This is a genomic window from Streptococcus sp. oral taxon 056 str. F0418, assembly GCF_000220065.1.
Taxonomy (GTDB): domain Bacteria; phylum Bacillota; class Bacilli; order Lactobacillales; family Streptococcaceae; genus Streptococcus.
The window spans coordinates 930020-947109 of record NZ_AFQU01000001.1 but is presented as its reverse complement, the minus strand read 5'-3'; the positions used below and the strand labels follow the sequence as shown (position 1 = coordinate 947109).

General features: G+C 40.3%; 17 protein-coding genes and 1 tRNA gene. 9 read left to right on the top strand and 9 right to left on the bottom strand.

Annotation, left to right across the window (positions count from 1 at the left end):
• The first annotated feature begins 58 nt into the window (after window positions 1–58).
• Genes HMPREF9182_RS04695 through HMPREF9182_RS04670 form a run of 6 tightly spaced genes read left to right on the top strand, consistent with a single transcriptional unit; the run spans window position 59 to window position 7063 of the window.
• Entirely contained in the window at window positions 59–4447 is a 4389-nt protein-coding gene (locus HMPREF9182_RS04695; protein WP_009443612.1) for a PolC-type DNA polymerase III, read from the top strand.
• An 11-nt stretch (window positions 4448–4458) separates the two neighbouring features.
• Window positions 4459–5145 carry a class I SAM-dependent methyltransferase gene (locus tag HMPREF9182_RS04690; RefSeq protein WP_009443489.1) on the top strand — a complete coding sequence of 229 codons (687 nt, stop codon included), beginning with the start codon at window positions 4459–4461 and terminating at the stop codon, window positions 5143–5145.
• Window positions 5146–5164: 19 nt separating this feature from the next.
• Window positions 5165–5317 carry a hypothetical protein gene (locus HMPREF9182_RS10755; protein ID WP_002911653.1) on the top strand — a complete coding sequence of 51 codons (153 nt, stop codon included), beginning with the start codon at window positions 5165–5167 and terminating at the stop codon, window positions 5315–5317.
• 21 nt (window positions 5318–5338) lie between these two features.
• Window positions 5339–6580, top strand: a complete 1242-nt coding sequence (locus HMPREF9182_RS04680) for an aminopeptidase (protein ID WP_009754953.1) — start codon at window positions 5339–5341, stop codon at window positions 6578–6580.
• 1 nt (window position 6581) lies between these two features.
• Window positions 6582–6830 carry a hypothetical protein gene (locus HMPREF9182_RS04675; protein WP_009443189.1) on the top strand — a complete coding sequence of 83 codons (249 nt, stop codon included), beginning with the start codon at window positions 6582–6584 and terminating at the stop codon, window positions 6828–6830.
• 2 nt (window positions 6831–6832) lie between these two features.
• Window positions 6833–7063: a GlsB/YeaQ/YmgE family stress response membrane protein gene (locus tag HMPREF9182_RS04670; RefSeq protein ID WP_037602712.1), complete on the top strand. Its 231-nt coding sequence runs from the start codon at window positions 6833–6835 to the stop codon at window positions 7061–7063.
• 328 nt (window positions 7064–7391) lie between these two features.
• Here HMPREF9182_RS04670 and HMPREF9182_RS04665 read toward each other — a convergent pair whose 3' ends face one another.
• Complete coding sequence (locus tag HMPREF9182_RS04665) at window positions 7392–8336, bottom strand: LacI family DNA-binding transcriptional regulator (RefSeq protein WP_009754201.1); 945 nt, start codon at window positions 8334–8336, stop codon at window positions 7392–7394.
• Window positions 8337–8346: 10 nt separating this feature from the next.
• Window positions 8347–9156 carry a Cof-type HAD-IIB family hydrolase gene (locus HMPREF9182_RS04660; RefSeq protein ID WP_009443145.1) on the bottom strand — a complete coding sequence of 270 codons (810 nt, stop codon included), beginning with the start codon at window positions 9154–9156 and terminating at the stop codon, window positions 8347–8349.
• 741 nt (window positions 9157–9897) lie between these two features.
• Between HMPREF9182_RS04660 and HMPREF9182_RS04655 the strand changes: the two genes are divergently transcribed.
• The gene (locus HMPREF9182_RS04655; protein ID WP_009754530.1) at window positions 9898–10962 is read left to right on the top strand and encodes a TIGR00341 family protein; all 1065 of its coding nucleotides are present in this window, start codon (window positions 9898–9900) and stop codon (window positions 10960–10962) included.
• 108 nt (window positions 10963–11070) lie between these two features.
• Here HMPREF9182_RS04655 and HMPREF9182_RS04650 read toward each other — a convergent pair whose 3' ends face one another.
• From HMPREF9182_RS04650 to HMPREF9182_RS04630, 5 genes are all read right to left on the bottom strand, one after another.
• Window positions 11071–11274, bottom strand: a complete 204-nt coding sequence (locus HMPREF9182_RS04650; RefSeq protein WP_009754933.1) for a CsbD family protein — start codon at window positions 11272–11274, stop codon at window positions 11071–11073.
• A gap of 83 nt (window positions 11275–11357) precedes the next feature.
• Window positions 11358–11933 (bottom strand): Asp23/Gls24 family envelope stress response protein, encoded by a 576-nt coding sequence (locus tag HMPREF9182_RS04645; RefSeq protein WP_009443453.1) that lies wholly within the window; start codon window positions 11931–11933, stop codon window positions 11358–11360.
• Between the two features lie 17 nt (window positions 11934–11950).
• Window positions 11951–12121 carry a DUF2273 domain-containing protein gene (locus tag HMPREF9182_RS09950; protein WP_009754723.1) on the bottom strand — a complete coding sequence of 57 codons (171 nt, stop codon included), beginning with the start codon at window positions 12119–12121 and terminating at the stop codon, window positions 11951–11953.
• A gap of 11 nt (window positions 12122–12132) precedes the next feature.
• Window positions 12133–12714 carry an alkaline shock response membrane anchor protein AmaP gene (gene amaP / locus HMPREF9182_RS04635; protein ID WP_009443148.1) on the bottom strand — a complete coding sequence of 194 codons (582 nt, stop codon included), beginning with the start codon at window positions 12712–12714 and terminating at the stop codon, window positions 12133–12135.
• A 55-nt stretch (window positions 12715–12769) separates the two neighbouring features.
• The gene (locus HMPREF9182_RS04630) at window positions 12770–13009 is read right to left on the bottom strand and encodes a GlsB/YeaQ/YmgE family stress response membrane protein (RefSeq protein WP_002893931.1); all 240 of its coding nucleotides are present in this window, start codon (window positions 13007–13009) and stop codon (window positions 12770–12772) included.
• Between the two features lie 294 nt (window positions 13010–13303).
• On the opposite strand from HMPREF9182_RS04630, the gene HMPREF9182_RS04625 reads away from it, so the two are divergent.
• On the top strand, window positions 13304–14785 hold the full coding sequence (locus HMPREF9182_RS04625) for a M protein trans-acting positive regulator PRD domain-containing protein (protein WP_009755049.1): 1482 nt from the start codon (window positions 13304–13306) through the stop codon (window positions 14783–14785).
• A gap of 134 nt (window positions 14786–14919) precedes the next feature.
• Here HMPREF9182_RS04625 and HMPREF9182_RS04620 read toward each other — a convergent pair.
• Together HMPREF9182_RS04620 and HMPREF9182_RS04615 are read right to left on the bottom strand one after the other, a co-directional pair.
• A tRNA-Lys gene (locus tag HMPREF9182_RS04620) sits at window positions 14920–14992 on the bottom strand.
• A gap of 265 nt (window positions 14993–15257) precedes the next feature.
• The gene (locus HMPREF9182_RS04615; protein ID WP_009754390.1) at window positions 15258–16526 is read right to left on the bottom strand and encodes a replication-associated recombination protein A; all 1269 of its coding nucleotides are present in this window, start codon (window positions 16524–16526) and stop codon (window positions 15258–15260) included.
• Window positions 16527–16613: 87 nt separating this feature from the next.
• On the opposite strand from HMPREF9182_RS04615, the gene HMPREF9182_RS04610 reads away from it, so the two are divergent.
• Window positions 16614–17084, top strand: a complete 471-nt coding sequence (locus tag HMPREF9182_RS04610) for a DUF3013 family protein (RefSeq protein ID WP_009443633.1) — start codon at window positions 16614–16616, stop codon at window positions 17082–17084.
• Window positions 17085–17090: the final 6 nt, after the last annotated feature.

The following is a 17090-nucleotide window of genomic DNA, read 5'->3' as shown; positions in this document are numbered from 1 at the left end:
TATCGAAAAAAGTGCGGATTTATGGTAAAATAAGGTCACTACTGTACGAGGAAATATCATGTCAAACAAGTTTGAAATTTTAATGGATCAGCTGGATATGCCCCTTGAAATGAGAAATTCAGAGGCCTTTTCGAATGCTGAAATTGAGAAGGTTCTGGTCCACAAGGTCAGTCGGGTCTGGGAGTTTCATTTTTCTTTTACGAATATTCTGCCCATTGAGATTTTTCGGGAATTGCAGAAGCGCTTAGCTCAAGAGTTTTCTAAGACGGGCAATCAAGCCGTTTTTGAAATTCACTGTCAGGCTCCTCAGGTATCGGATGAGCTTTTGCAGGCTTATTACCAGCTAGCCTTTGAGGAGGGGCCTTGTGCCAGTCATGGCTTCAAGAGTCTGTATCAGGATCTGCGGGTTCATTTGGATGGGGACAAGCTACTGATTGAGGGGGCTTCGACCATTGATACGGAGCATTTTCGTAAGAATCACCTGCCCAACCTCAGCCAGCAACTGGTCAAATACGGCTTTCCTCATCTGACTTGTCAGGTGCAGCACAGTGATGAGCTGACCCAGCAGCAAGCGGAGAATTTCCAAGCAGAGAATGACAAGATTGTCCAGGCAGCTAATGAAGAAGCGCTCAAAGCCATGGAATCCCTACAACAGATGGCGCCACCGCCAGAAGAAAAACCGACTTATGACTTTCAAGCTCGTAAAGCTGTCGCTAAGCCAAATCTGGATAAGGCAGAGATTACCCCTATGATTGAAGTTCAGACTGAAGAGAATCGTCTGGTCTTTGAGGGAATGGTCTTTGATCTGGAGCAGAAGGTCACTCGAACCGGTCGGGTCTTGCTCAATTTCAAAATGACAGACTACACTTCTAGCTTTTCCTTGCAGAAATGGATGAAAAACGAGGAAGAAGCCAAGAAGTTTGACATGATTAAGAAAGGCGCCTGGCTGCGCGTGCGGGGAAATGTGGAGATGAACAATTTCACCCGCGACCTGACGATGAATGTGCAGGATGTGCAGGCCGTCACCCACTATGAGCGCAAGGACTTGATGCCTGAGGGGGAGAAGCGGGTTGAGTTTCATGCTCATACCAATATGTCTACTATGGATGCCCTGCCTGAGGTAGAGGAAATCGTGGCAACAGCAGCTAAGTGGGGCCACAAGGCTGTCGCCATTACCGACCATGGCAATGTGCAGAGCTTTCCCCATGGCTACAAGGCAGCCAAGAAAGCTGGTATTCAGCTGATTTACGGTATGGAGGCCAATATTGTAGAAGACCGAGTACCCATCGTCTACAATGAAGTGGACATGGCGCTGAGCGATGCGACCTATGTAGTCTTTGACGTGGAAACGACAGGGCTTTCAGCAGTCTACAATGACTTGATTCAGGTCGCTGCCAGCAAGATGCACAAGGGCAATATCATCGCTGAGTTTGATGAGTTTATCAATCCGGGCCATCCTTTGTCAGCCTTTACGACGGATCTAACTGGGATTACAGATGAGCATGTCCGCAATGCCAAGCCACTTGAGCAGGTGCTGAAAGAATTTCAGGAATTTTGCCAGGACAGTGTCCTCGTTGCCCATAATGCTACCTTTGACGTGGGCTTTATGAATGTCAACTATGAGCGGCATGGCCTGTCGAAAATTACCCAGCCAGTCATTGACACGCTGGAATTTGCCCGCAACCTCTATCCAGAGTACAAGCGTCATGGTCTGGGGCCTTTGACCAAGCGATTCCAGATTGCTTTGGAGCACCACCACATGGCCAACTATGACGCGGAAGCGACGGGCCGCCTCCTCTTTATCTTTATCAAGGATGTGGCTGAAAAGCATGGTGTGACCAATCTTAAGGATTTGAATACGGATCTGGTCGATGAGAATTCCTACAAGAAGGCTCGGGTCAAGCATGCGACTATTTATGTGAAAAATCAGACGGGACTCAAGAATATTTTCAAGTTAGTCAGTCTGTCCAATACCAAGTATTTTGAAGGTGTACCGCGAATTCCACGGACCGTACTGGATGCCCATCGTGAAGGCCTGATTCTGGGCTCGGCCTGCTCGGAAGGCGAAGTCTATGACGCCGTTGTCTCTCAGGGGGTGGATGCAGCTGTCGAAGTTGCCAAATATTATGACTTTATCGAGGTTATGCCGCCGGCTATCTATGAGCCACTGATTGCCAAGGAGCAGATTAAAGACCAGGAAGAACTGCAGACCATTATTCGCAATCTGATTGAGGTCGGAGATCGCTTGGGCAAGCCTGTCCTTGCGACGGGGAACGTCCACTATATCGAGCCGGAAGAAGAAATCTACCGTGAGATTATCGTCCGCAGTCTCGGTCAGGGATCCATGATTAACCGGACCATTGGCCATGGTGAAAATGCCCAGCCGGCTCCGCTTCCTAAGGCTCATTTTCGGACTACCAATGAGATGCTGGACGAATTTGCCTTCCTAGGCGAGGATTTGGCTAAGAAACTGGTCATCACCAATCCAAATCAGCTGGCGGAGACCTTTGAGCCGGTCGAGGTGGTCAAGGGCGACCTCTATACACCTTTCATTGACAAGGCTGAGGAGACAGTTGCCGAGTTGACCTATCAAAAGGCCTTTGAGATTTATGGCAATCCGCTGCCTGATATCGTGGACTTGCGGATTGAAAAGGAGCTGACCTCTATCTTGGGGAATGGCTTCGCCGTGATTTATCTGGCTTCGCAGATGCTGGTGCAACGCTCCAATGAGCGGGGCTATCTGGTAGGCTCGCGGGGGTCAGTCGGTTCAAGCTTTGTTGCGACCATGATTGGGATTACCGAGGTTAATCCTCTGTCGCCCCACTATGTCTGTGGCAAATGCCAATACAGCGAGTTTATCACGGACGGTTCTTATGGTTCAGGCTTTGATATGCCGGATAAGGACTGTCCAGAATGTGGCCACAAGCTGAGCAAGAACGGTCAGGATATTCCTTTTGAGACCTTCCTTGGATTTGATGGGGACAAGGTACCCGATATTGACTTGAACTTCTCCGGAGAGGATCAGCCGAGCGCCCATTTGGATGTGCGGGATATCTTTGGTGCAGAATACGCTTTTCGGGCTGGAACCGTTGGTACCGTTGCCGCTAAGACTGCCTATGGATTTGTCAAGGGCTACGAGCGCGACTACGGGAAATTCTATCGGGATGCTGAAGTTGAGCGTCTGGCGCAGGGAGCTGCCGGAGTCAAGCGGACGACTGGACAACACCCGGGTGGAATCGTTGTAATTCCTAACTATATGGATGTTTATGACTTTACACCGGTCCAATATCCAGCCGATGATGTGACAGCCGAGTGGCAGACCACCCACTTTAACTTCCATGATATCGATGAAAATGTCCTCAAGCTTGACGTTCTGGGACACGATGATCCGACCATGATTCGGAAGCTTCAGGACTTGTCTGGTATTGATCCTAATGACATTCCCATGGATGATGCTGGTGTCATGGCGCTCTTTTCTGGAACAGATATTCTGGGTGTGACTGAGGAGCAAATCGGCACGCCGACTGGTATGCTGGGGATTCCAGAGTTTGGGACCAATTTTGTACGGGGAATGGTTGATGAGACCCATCCGACGACATTTGCCGAGCTCTTACAGCTATCTGGTCTCTCTCATGGTACGGACGTTTGGCTAGGGAATGCTCAGGACTTGATCAAGCAAGGGATTGCTGACCTGTCCACCGTTATCGGCTGTCGGGACGACATCATGGTTTACCTCATGCACAAGGGCTTGGATCCTAAGATGGCCTTTACGATTATGGAGCGTGTGCGTAAGGGCCTTTGGCTGAAGATTTCTGAAGAAGAGCGCAATGGCTATATTGCAGCCATGAAGGAAAATAATGTGCCGGAATGGTACATCGAGTCCTGTGGAAAGATCAAGTACATGTTCCCCAAGGCCCATGCAGCAGCCTACGTTATGATGGCCCTGCGGGTGGCCTATTTCAAGGTGCATCATCCGATTTATTACTACTGTGCTTATTTCTCCATCCGGGCTAAAGCATTTGATATCAAGACCATGAGTGGCGGACTTGATGCCGTTAAGCGCCGGATGAACGAAATCGCTGAGAAGCGTAAGAACAACGAAGCCTCCAATGTAGAAATTGACCTTTATACGACTCTGGAAATCGTCAATGAAATGCTGGAGCGGGGCTTCAAATTCGGGAAGCTGGATCTCTACAAGAGCCACGCGACTGAATTTCTCATCGAAGAGGATACGCTTATTCCTCCTTTCTCTGCTATGGACGGTCTGGGTGACAACGTTGCCCGCCAAGTGGTCAGAGCACGGGAAGAAGGCGAATTCCTCTCTAAGACAGAGCTCCGCAAACGTGGTGGCCTCTCTAGCACCCTAGTCGAAAAAATGGACGACATGGGAATCTTAGGCAATATGCCCGAGGATAACCAGCTAAGTCTCTTTGATGATTTGTTTTAAGAAGGATGTTCATGGAAAATATTACGGAACAGTTTAATGCGGTTGCTTTAGAATATGATTGGGTAACCACTCTTTTGGAAGGCAGGCCCGATTATCTACTGGATAATCTGCCTGACAATAGAGTTTCCGCTTTGGATATTGGTTGTGGCGGAGGGAATACCTGCATTTTTCTGTCTTCATATTTTCAACATGTTACAGGAATAGATCTTTCTGCGGATTTTCTGCAGATAGCAAAAGATAAAGTAGAAAAAGAAAATTTGCAGAATATAGAATTACTGCAGGATGATTTTTTAACCGCTGTTTTTGAGAAACAATTTGATTTTATTTTCAGTCGAACGACATTTCATCATTTGGACATCCCTGAAGCTTTGGAAAAATGTAAGAAATTACTAAAGCCAGGTGGCATCCTGTTTGTTATGGACAATGTATCAGAAAAGCCCACTCCTTCAACTTGGACCTATGTTGTAGGCGCTTATTTAGATTTTCCTCGACACTGGAAAAGATTCGGCTTAAAAAATGCCAGAAGAATCTTCAAACATAGCACCTCCAAATCTTGGCTCAATCATTTAGCAACAGATCGCTACCTTTCTAAAAAAGGATATGAAGAGATTTATGGGAAGTTGCTGCCAGGCTGTAAATTAATTCAGGATGGTTGGAATATGAAAGTCATCTGGCATCATAAACCAATAGATGGTTAACAAAGGAAAGGACTCTCTCATGAAACTTAGAATAAATGCCGAAGATAAGCCTGCGCAAAAGGTGTTTGATTACCAGCTGGATCTTGACCCAGATACGATTTTGAAAATGACCGCTTTGATTTGCGGTACGGTGGCAGCGGTTAGCCTGCTGTCCCTGTTTAAAGAGAATTAACAAAAGAAAAGGAGAAGCAGCATGGTTCTGCCAAATTTTAAAGAAAACTTAGAAAAATACGCTAAACTATTGGTTGCCAATGGGATCAATGTGCAACCAGGTCACACGGCGGCACTCAATATTGATGTGGAGCAACGTGAGTTGGCTCACTTGATTGTCAAGGAAGCCTATGCTCTGGGAGCTCATGAGGTTATCATCCAATGGGCGGATGATTTCACTAATCGGGAGAAATTCCTCCATGCGCCAATGGAGCGCTTGGACAATGTCCCTGACTATAAGGTGGCTGAGATGAACTATCTCCTCGAAAAGAAAGCTAGTCGCTTGGGCGTGCGCTCATCTGACCCAGGGGCTTTGAATGGTGTAGATGCCGAGAAATTATCAGCTTCTGCCAAGGCTTTGGGGATGGCTATGAAGCCGATGCGAATTGCAACCCAATCCAATAAAGTCAGCTGGACAGTCGCTGCAGCAGCTGGTACCGAGTGGGCTAAGAAGGTCTTTCCAAATGCAGATAGCGATGAGGAAGCAGTAGATCTTCTCTGGGATCAGATTTTCAAAACCTGTCGTGTCTATGAGGATGACCCAGTAGCCGCTTGGAAAGCTCATGAAGAAAAACTCAGCTCAAAAGCGAAGGTTTTAAATGAGGAGCAATTTTCTGCTCTGCACTACACAGCTCCTGGAACAGACTTGACCTTAGGATTACCCAAGAATCATCACTGGGAGTCAGCTGGCAGTCTCAATGCCCAAGGCGAGTACTTCATTGCTAATATGCCGACAGAAGAGGTCTTTACAGCACCAGACTTCCGCCGAGCTGAAGGTTATGTGACTAGTACCAAGCCACTCAGCTATAATGGCAATATCATCGAAGGTATCAAGGTGACCTTTAAGGATGGTCGGATTGTGGACATTACTGCTGAAAAGGGTGATCAGGTTATGAAGGACCTTGTCTTTGAAAATGCTGGTGCGCGTGCTTTAGGAGAAGTGGCCTTGGTACCAGATCCAAGTCCAATTTCTCAGTCAGGTATCACCTTCTTCAATACACTTTTTGATGAAAATGCCTCTAACCACTTGGCTATCGGTGCAGCCTATGCGACTAGTGTAGTTGGCGGGGAGAATTTTTCCGAAGAAGAGCTAGAAGCAGCAGGCCTCAACCGCTCGGATGTCCATGTGGACTTTATGATTGGGTCTAACCAGATGAATGTCGATGGTATTCGTGAAGATGGTAGTCGAGTAGCCATCTTTAGAAATGGAGACTGGGCAATTTAGAATGGCAGCAGCAATCTTTATACTGGTATTTACTTTACCAGCTAGTCTAATAACTACTGTTATAGCAGCTATGTTAACTCCGGATGGACAAACAAGGCAATGGAGGAAGAAATTCCTTGTCAGTTTTATTGGTGCCATCATTGGATTCTTTGTTTTCTTTGTTTTCTTTAATCTTTTTGCACCCTTTGTTGGTGCGGCAGTATCATTAGTAATCCTATGGCTGATCCAGCGCTCTAAAAGGGAGAGTTGACTATGATTGGTAGCATGTTTGTAGGCTTTATCATTGGACTCATATCTGTAGCTCTAACTAATCGTGGCGAACGGATGGGATGCATTGGTAAGATGATTTTAGGTCTTGTTGGAGCCTGGTTAGGTCAAAGTCTTTTTGGGAACTGGGGTCCGCTTCTCCATGACACAGCTGTAGTGCCCTCTATTTTAGGTGCAGTGATTCTATTAGCGATTTTTTGGAAACGAGATAAGTGAATAGTGCAGTAAGAAAAAGTCCCTTGAGTAGCACTCTTAAGGGACTTTTTGATGTCATAAAATAGTGTGCAAATTGCGCAAATTCACCTGTAGAAAACAAAAAAGCCTTGATTTACAAGACTTTCTTCGATATTTTATGCCCTCTACATGAATTTGGGAGGCTTTTTCATCTTGAAAGTAATCAAAAATCTTGAAATATAAGCGATTTTCAGAAAATACTTTGAGTGATTAAAAATTGGGCAAGTAGCAACTGTTTAAAATTATGAATCATTAACTAAAAAAGTTTCCAACTATACGAAATTGGAAACTTTTTTATTACTTTTAATGACTAATTGTCTTGAGATAAAAATTCTGAGATCAAAACTTCTTGACTAATCGATTCAGATAAAGCTTGTTTAAAAGCTAATGTTCCTAAAGAATAGGATTTGTGGTCTATCGTTGGGAGTTTCAACAGTTGCCCAACTAATAAATGTTCCTGCCCAATAATATAGGGACATTTTTTCCTACTTTCTTCATATCCTTTTATGAGCCCTGCAGCAACTTCATCACTTGTAGCTAATACACCATCGATGCGAGCATCTTTTATCAATTGATGAGATAACTGTAGACCATCATTAAAATCGTGGATATTCCCAAATACCGTATGTGGAGTCGAATGTTGACCATAGACATCGTGATAAGCTAATAATGCGGAGTGATACGTAGCAGATGATTCATTATTTCTTGAAAATAACAAAACTAAGTGATGCAAGCCTCGTACTTTCATTGCAGAAAAAGCATCCACAAATGAAGAGTAGCGGTCAAGGTAAGCGGAGGATAGGAGATTAGATTCTAGCAATTTTTCACAAACCACTATGCGTCCATATTTCGCATAGGTTTCAATCATATCAAGACTAATAGCTCTCGAAGTGAAGATTAAAGCGTCAATAGCTTCCATTTTGAGTTGCTTCAGGTAGGATAGTTCTAATTCTTGGTTGTAATCTGAAGGCATCATGACAAGTTGATAGTCGGTAGCTTTAGCAGCATCTAGGAGGCCATTTATTAATTGTGTAAAATAAGGGTGGCGCGTGTGTGGAATGACGACACCTATTTTTTGTGTTTTGCCTCGACTGAGATCTCGTGCTAGTTGGTTTGGCATATAATCCAATTCAGCGATAAGATCCATTACTTTTTGTCGTGTCTCATCAGAAACATGTGGATGGTGATTGATCACACGGGAAACCGTTGATTTAGCAACGCCAGCCTTTTTAGCTATATCACTAATACTTGTCATTGTTGGGCTCCTACTTTAAAAATTGATGAATCCCATATCCTACGCCATCTTCATCATTAGACTTCGTTATTTTATAAGCTATCTCTTTGATGTCATCAAAGGCATTATCCATCACAATAGGGTAACCTACCATTTCAAGCATAGGCAAATCATTATGTCCGTCACCAAATGCAGCTGTTTCTTCTTTAGCCAACTGCTCTTTTCGAAGGATGTGTGCGATTCCTTTAGATTTTTTGGCTAAGAGATGTGTAATTTCAAGATAGGCCTTACCTGAACGTTGAATAGTGATTTGTGGTAAGTATAAACTTTGAAGATATTTTTCCAATTCTCGCATTGTTGTTTCATCGAAAGTAATCATCATGATTTTAAAAGTATTTCCTTGACCTTCTAAAAACTGATCCTCATTATCAATAAACGTTGGTGTTTGACGGGTTAAACTCTGTTCATACTGGATTCCTTCATCTATTTTATCACAATACCAGTTGTTCAGGTCGTAATAAGATAAGCTAACTTGAGGAAAGTGTTGACGTATCCCTTTCAGCAGTTGTTTTACTGTCTTATTTTTAATGGTTTGTACATGAATGGGTAGAACTTGATTATTAGCCCCTATTGTATAAATTAATCCTCCGTTAAAAGCGACCTGGACCCCTTTTAGTTGAAGGGCATCAGTAGCCTCCTTCATTTCCATTGGTGCTCTAGCAGATACTAAAGTTATAGGAATCCCTGCTTCACGTATCAAGGCCGCATTACTGTCACTCACTCGTCCTTCACTATTTAATAGTGTACAATCCATGTCACAAAAAATACGTTTGATTGTCATAAATTTTTACCTCTCTTTCTTATGAAACCAGTATAAACCCTGGAACGCGTTCCATGTCAAGGTTAAAGCTGTAAATTTTTTAAGAAAAAAATCGTATTTCACACATCGGCATCCCTTTACATTTTTTATCAATAATGATTTTTTTAAAATAGTATTATATTATAACGTACTAGACTTGAAAGAGCCCAGAGTGAATTTGACAAAGATATGAAAATTCTTATAATTATTTGGTATCAAAAAAAGCCTTGATTTACAAGGCTTTTTTCAATGTTTTTATGCCCCCTACATGCATTTGTAAGAAATCTTCATATTGAAATTAATCAAAAATGTTGAAATGTAAGTGATTTTCAGAAGATACTTTAAGTGATTTTAAATCTGATTATTTCAAAATGGGGCAAAAGTGGGGCATGAATAGAATGTCTATTTTTATCAGCGTATTTTGGTGGTTGCGCCTTCCTTATTCTAGATTGCTTTTAAATAATTGATTACTAATAGATTGCTTCCTTGAAGTTTGACAAATGTTAGTGCGTATAGGTTGTAGTATATTATAATTGTTGAATTTCTATAATTAGAGATTGGAAAAAGTTAAAATTTAGGATGGTATGGGTAATAAGTTAGTAATAAATTTATCAAATTGTATGTTAAAATAATTACTAGTATAAACTGCTTTCTATATTTTTTGTCAATATTGCATATTTCATTCATTATTTGGACTGGGTTTATACTTTGGAAAACATTAATATGAGGAATGCTGTTTTGAGAAAAATTTTACAGGATGACAAGCTTTATTCTTTAACAGAATTTAGAAATAAGATTTATGATGATCTAGATTTAACAAGAAGTGATTTAGCTATTTTGTTATGCGCAATGTTGATTGCATCTATTGGACTAAATATGGATTCTACTCCAGTTATCATTGGGGCAATGTTAATTTCTCCACTAATGACACCTATTCTTGGGATTGGTTTTTCGCTAGCAATATTAGATATGAATCTGCTCAGAAAATCGTTTAAAATTTTGTTTATTCAAGTTTCGTTGAGTCTTATAGCATCGACAGTTTATTTTCTAATTTCTCCTATTTCTTATGCAAGTACAGAAATTATTGCTAGAACTTCTCCAACAATTTGGGATGTTGTTATAGCTTTTGTTGGAGGGGTGGCTGGAGTTATAGGGGCACGAAAAAAAGAAGCAAATAATATTGTACCTGGAGTGGCTATTGCAACGGCTCTTATGCCTCCTGTGTGCACTGTTGGTTATTCTATAGCAACAGGAAACTTTAAGTTCATGCTAGGTGCATCTTATTTATTTTTCATTAATTGTAGCTTTATCATGATTGCTACCTATATTGGAACAAGCTTAACTATGGTAAAAAATCGTTACATTAAACATAATCAAGAAGCTTATAAAATGAGAAAAATATTAATTCTAGTTTCGCTTATTCTTATTATTCCCAGTTTGGTTTCAGCCACTACATTAGTTAGAGAAACACTAATTAATGAATCTATAAATAAATACTTATCTGATCAGTTTAAAGAGCATACAGTACTAAAAAAGAATTTTATCAAAGAGAATAATACACTAAAGTTAACTATTTCAGGAAAACATCTTTCCGACGAGGAATTGAAAGAAATTCTTAGTAAACAAAACGATTATGGCTTGAAAAATATTTCAATTCAAATTTCACAATTATCCAATGATCGATTGACTGAAAAAGACATAGTCGAGTATATTATTCAATATAAAAATGACCATGAACTTCAAAAAATTGATAAGGAAAAGAGTGAAATGGAGACTAAACATAAGTAATCAAATCACCGTTCGTTGCAAGAGAAATGAAAAAGAGAACATTCAATGTTCTCTTTTTTACTATTATAAATTACAAAGATGTTTTGCAAGAGAAATTAACTCGTAGCTTTATTTGTCATCTTTATTAATCATATTTTTAACACCTTCGATTGCTCCTTCGACAGCATCTTTGGCATCTTCAGCGACTTCTTTAACTTTAGAAACTACTTTTTCAGCAGCCCCTTCTTTTTCTATTTTTTTATCACCAGTTAATTTTCCTAGTCCTTCTTTAACAGAACCTTTAGCTTGGTTGAATTTTTCTTCTGTAGACATAATCTTTACCTCCGTTATGAGTTTTTAAGTATTTTATATATAGAAAAGAAATAAAATAATAATCTCTTTTCGTAGTTAGAGTATTAATGAACGCGAGTTTTTTCCTTAGACGTAGCTTCCTTAACAGCATCTACCCCTTCGCCAACTTTTTCTTGAACAGCTGAAAAACCACCGCTAAGTCCAGATTTTGCTTTTTCAAATTGCTCTGAAGCAAATTCGCCTGTTGATTCTGCAATATCTGTTACTCGATCTTGAAGACTAACTGAATCAGCTTCATGTTGTTCTTTGGTTTTGATATCAACAACATTAACATTGACTTCAACAACTTCTAAGTCAGTCATCTTAGAAACTTCTTCCACAACAACTTTCTTGATTTCGTCGTATAATGCAGGAACATTCTTTTGATATTCAACTACTACATTCAAGTCAACAGCTACTTGTTCTTTACCAACTTCAACATTGACACCGTTAGTGACATTATCAGTATTAATCAATTTATCTGTTAAGTTAGAGAAAAATCCTCCATCAACAGCAAGTAAACCTGTAACTTTTTCTAAAGAAAGGCCAATAATTTTTTGAATGACTTTATCATCATAAGTCAATTCACCTTTGACTTCATGTGTTTCTTTAGCAACATCTTTAACATCTTTATTTGACATGTTAAACTCCTTTATTCTTATTTAAATATATTACTCTTTTGAATATAATATCCAATTCCTGCCCCTAGGCTAGCGCAAATCAAGACAAAAAGAGTCTTAAAGAAGCCGAAGGATAGGATAAAACATGCTAGAATAACGCCTGCTAATCCAGACAAAATTGGATATTGATATTTTTTAAACCATTCCATTTTTCACTTCCTTACTTCACACGACTAGCATTCTTTTTAGTCGGTGTTTTTGGCTTGAAGTCTGAGACAGAGATTTTAAGCTTGACATTATGATTGATTCCGAAGAATTCTGTCAATCCAGACGCAATTTCTTCTTGAATCAACTGACTTCTCTTGATGATGTTTTCCGAAGGAACGACTGCCCCTTTAACGGAAACCATGCATTTGTTTTTGTGGCTATTTACTGAAACTGTAGGATCTTTAATTAAACCGTGTTCTGTTAACAGACTACGAACGAACCCTTCAATCGCTGAATTTTTCAGTATCAGTTTCCCATCCGCATCAGCTAGCTGAATTTCCAAACGTCTCTTAGGATAAAAAGCTATCACTAACATCAGTAGTAAGATTAAGCTTGCTAAAACCACAGTGCCCCAAAAAACATACCTAGAAAGATAGTAGCCCACAAAAGGAATCTGCTTCCAAGTGAATAACTTCCAGCTAAATAACTGGAGCCCCAGACCGCTGACTTTATGAAAATCTAGCAAAACAGGAATCAAAATTGTCAAGATTAAAATACAGAAAATAAGGGAAAGTATTTTTCTTGATTTTGACATATTGAATCCTCACATCATTAAATTTTAAATTGTATTTTGAAAGTAAAAAGACAATTTATGCCTTTTTACCTACAAAAAATGATACAACAGCTACTACAATAACTGCACCAATAATAGAAGGAAGCAAGGCCATACCAGCCAAACTAGGACCCCAAGTTCCCAAAAGTGACTGACCGACAGCAGAACCAACTAAACCTGCAACAACGTTTGCAATAACACCCATTGAGCCGCCTTTTTTAGTGATTGATCCAGCAATTAGACCAATAAGACCACCAACAATAATTGACCAAAGCATATTGATTCTCCTTTCTAATTTTTTTCTTAATCAAAATTGTTTATTATCATTTTTTAATAATATTCTTTGATTAATATAATTATATAATTTCCCAATTTGGAAACATAATAATTCAACTTGGTTTTCTTTCCGATTATCTGTACTATAGATACGCAAATATAAGAATTCCTTGTTCTATAGGCATTTATCAGCATTTTTAGATATATTTTTGAGTTGTTAAACGAAGTTAAATACGCGAAATATGGTATAATTGCCTGACAATAAAAACACTATATAAAGAAAGATAATATTTTAATGCGAGAATTACTGTCTAAAAAGAGCCACAGGCAATTAGAATTATTAGAAATACTATTTGAAAATAAGCGCTGGTTTCATATTTCTGAACTGGCTGAATTATTAAATTGTACAGAACGTTCAGTAAAAGATGATTTATCCCATGTCAGGTTTTCTTTTTCTGACTTGATATTTCATTCTTCAACAAATGGCATACGTATCATTAATACTGATGATAGTGATATTGAGATGGTCTATCATCATTTTTTTAAGCATTCAACTCACTTTTCAATTTTAGAATTTATATTCTTTAATGAAGGATGTGATGCTGAGAGTATTTGCAAAGAGTTTTATATCAGTTCTTCCTCTCTTTACCGTATCATCAGTCATATTAATAAAATTATTAAGAAACAATATCAATTTGAAATTAGTCTCAATCCAGTTCGAATTATTGGAAATGAGATAGATATCCGTTACTTTTTTGCCCAGTATTTTTCAGAGAAATATTATTTCCTCGAGTGGCCATTTGAAGATTTTTCTCCAGAACCGCTGTCTCAATTATTGGAACTAGTTTATAAAGTAACATCTTTCCCGATGAATTTATCAACTCACAGAATGTTAAAGTTGCTCCTCGTTACGAATTTATATCGAATAAAGTTTGGTCATTTCTTGGAAGTTGAGAAAGATTCTTTTAACAATCAATTGCTAGAATCTTTCATGCAGGCAGAAGAAATCGAAGACATTGTAGTGAGCTTTGATTCTGAATATCATATCTCTTTGAATAAAGAAGTGATAGGTCAACTATTTGTCTCCTATTTTCAAAAAATGTTTTTCATTGATGAAAATCTATTTATGAGCTGCGCAAAAACAGACAACTATGTAAAAAATTCGTATCAATTATTAAGTGATTTAATTGATCAGATAGAAAGCAAATATAATCTAAAAATAGACAATAAGGACAATCTTATTTGGCATCTACATAATACGGCACATCTGCATCGCCAGGAATTATCTACAGAGTTTATCCTATTTGATCAAAAAGGCAATACAATCAAGAACTTTCAAAATATTTTCCCTCAATTTGTTTCAGATATAAAAAAAGGAATTGAACATTATTTAGTGACTCTTGATATCAATAATAATTCAATGAAAGTCAATCATCTATCTTATACTTTTATCACTCACAGCAAACATTTAGTGCTGAACCTTTTACAAAATCAACCCAAATTAAAGGTTTTAGTCATGAGTAATTTTGATCAGTATCATGCAAGATCAGTAGCAGAGACACTTTCTTATTATTGCAGTAATAATTTTGAACTTGAAGTTTGGAATAAATTAGAACTATCAATTGATTCTTTAAAAGAATCACCTTACGATATCATCATTTCTAATTTTATTATTCCCCCCATTGAGAACAAGAGACTGATCTATTCCAATAATATTAATACAGTCGCACTCATCTCTTTACTTAATGCAATGATGTTTATTCGACTAGATGAGTAACTAAGAATAATAAAAAAACGCTATGTAGCGTTTTTTTGTTATGAGAAAAGAATTTCATCTATATTAGACTCAGAATATCCTAAAAATTTAAGCAAAAAAGCCTTGAAAATCAAGGCTTTTCTTCTATAATTCTATGCCCCCTACAGGGATCGAACCTGTGACCCACGGATTAAGAGTCCGCTGCTCTGCCAGCTGAGCTAAGGAGGCAATAGAAAAAGCTGTATTGGTGCCGGACCTTCACGATTTGTATTGAACCCGCACAATTAAGCAGGTGGGTAACTCGCTCTAACTGAAGCTGCTTCCGCGTGAAACGGCCTGCAAGCTGTTAGAAGTCTTTTGTTTCCCTAATAATACAAAAAATAGTCGGTCAACACTTAAGTGTGAAGTCGTACACCACAGCGTTTCTATAATTATAATACCACAATTTTTGAAAAATTCAAGAGAAAAATCTGATTTTTTGCAAACGATACCATCATTTTTTTAATTGGTCAATTTTGTTCTTTGTCAGGCCAAGGGCTCGTTCATATTTCCCATTTTCGTTTGGAGTGAAATAATCCGCATCTTTTAACTTGTCTGGAAGATAATCCTGTAACACCCAGTTGCCGGGATAGGAATGAGGGTAGAGATAGTCCTGTGCGTTGCCTAATTCCTTGCTTCCGGCATAGTGGCCATCACGTAAGTGGCGAGGGATGGGCAGATTGCCATTTTTCCGCAAATCAGCTAGTGCTTTGTCCATGGCTACGTAAGCCGAGTTGGACTTGGGGGATAGAGCCAAATCAATGACGATATTGGCAATGAGAATGCGAGCTTCCGGGAAGCCGATGCGCTGGGCTGCTTCCAGAGCTGTGACCGTATGAATCTGGGCGTCAGGGTTGGCTAGACCGATATCTTCGTAAGCGATGACGGTCAGCCGCCGAGCCAGACTGAGCAGGTCCCCGCCTTCAATCAGACGAGCTGCATAGTGGAGGCTGGCATTGACATCAGAGCCTCGGATGGATTTCTGCAGAGCCGATAGGACATCATAGTGACCGTCACCGTCCTTGTCCATGGTAATGTAGCTCTTTTGCAGGCTGTTTTCCATGACATTAAGCGAGATGTGGCGAATGCCCTTGTCATCTTCTGGGGTAGAGAGCACGGCTAAATCCAGCGAGTTATAGGCGGAGCGCAGGTCTCCATTGGTAGAGATAGTAATGAAGTCCAGAGCTTCTTTGTCTAGCTCCACTGGGAAATCAAATCCTCTTTCCTTATCCGTCAAGGCTAGCTGAATGGCTGTCCGTATGTCGTCGTTGCTGAGGGGCTCAAGCTCAAATATCTGAACTCGGCTTCGGATGGCAGGAGTGACAGAAAAGAAAGGATTTTCTGTCGTCGCTCCAATCATGATGACCAGCCCGTTTTCTAATAACGGCAGTAGGAAGTCTTGTTTTGTTTTATCCAAGCGATGAATCTCGTCTAGCAGGAGCACCAGTCCGTCGGAAAATTTCGCTTCTTCAGCAATCTCCTGCAGGCGCTTCTTGCTGTCTACAGTGGCGTTAAAGGTCCGAAAGGCATACCTGGTTGTGCCGGCAATAGCTGAGGCGATAGAGGTCTTGCCGATGCCGGGTGGCCCATATAGAATCATTGAGGACAGGCGGTTGGCCTCAACCATGCGACGGATGATTTTTCCAGGTCCGACCAGATGCTGCTGGCCGATGATCTGATCAATACTGGTCGGTCGCATTCGTAGGGCAAGGTTTTCTGGCATAAGATTTCCTTTCTGCAAGTGTTTTTCTTGATGTTTTATGTTACTATTGTAGATAGTAATATTTTATCACAATGAAAAGAGGAAATCATGGCTAAGTACGGTTTTTTGGAGATATTGGACGAGGAAATGGGGAAGAGCTTTCCTTTTGACTATGAGATAAACTGGGACAAGAAGAATCACGCAGTGGAAGTGGCCTTTCTCCTTGAGGTGCAAAATCCAGGCGGTATTGAGACGGTGGATGCTGAGGGCAATGCCTCGGCTGAGGATATTTACTTTGAGGAAGCCGTGCTTTTCTATAATCCAGTCAAGTCTCGTTTTGAGGCCGAGGACTATCTGGCTACCCTGCCCTATGAGCCTAAGAAGGGGCTGTCACGGGAGTTCCTGGCTTATTTCGTGGATTTTCTAACCCAAACAGCTGAGTCTGGCCTCGATGCCCTCATGGACTTTTTAGCAGATCCAGAGGCAGCAGAGTTTGAGATGGCTTGGAATGCTGAGGCTTTTGAAAATGGCAGAGCGGATTTGACTGATACAGAATTTTATTCATATCCGAGGTACTAGGAGGCG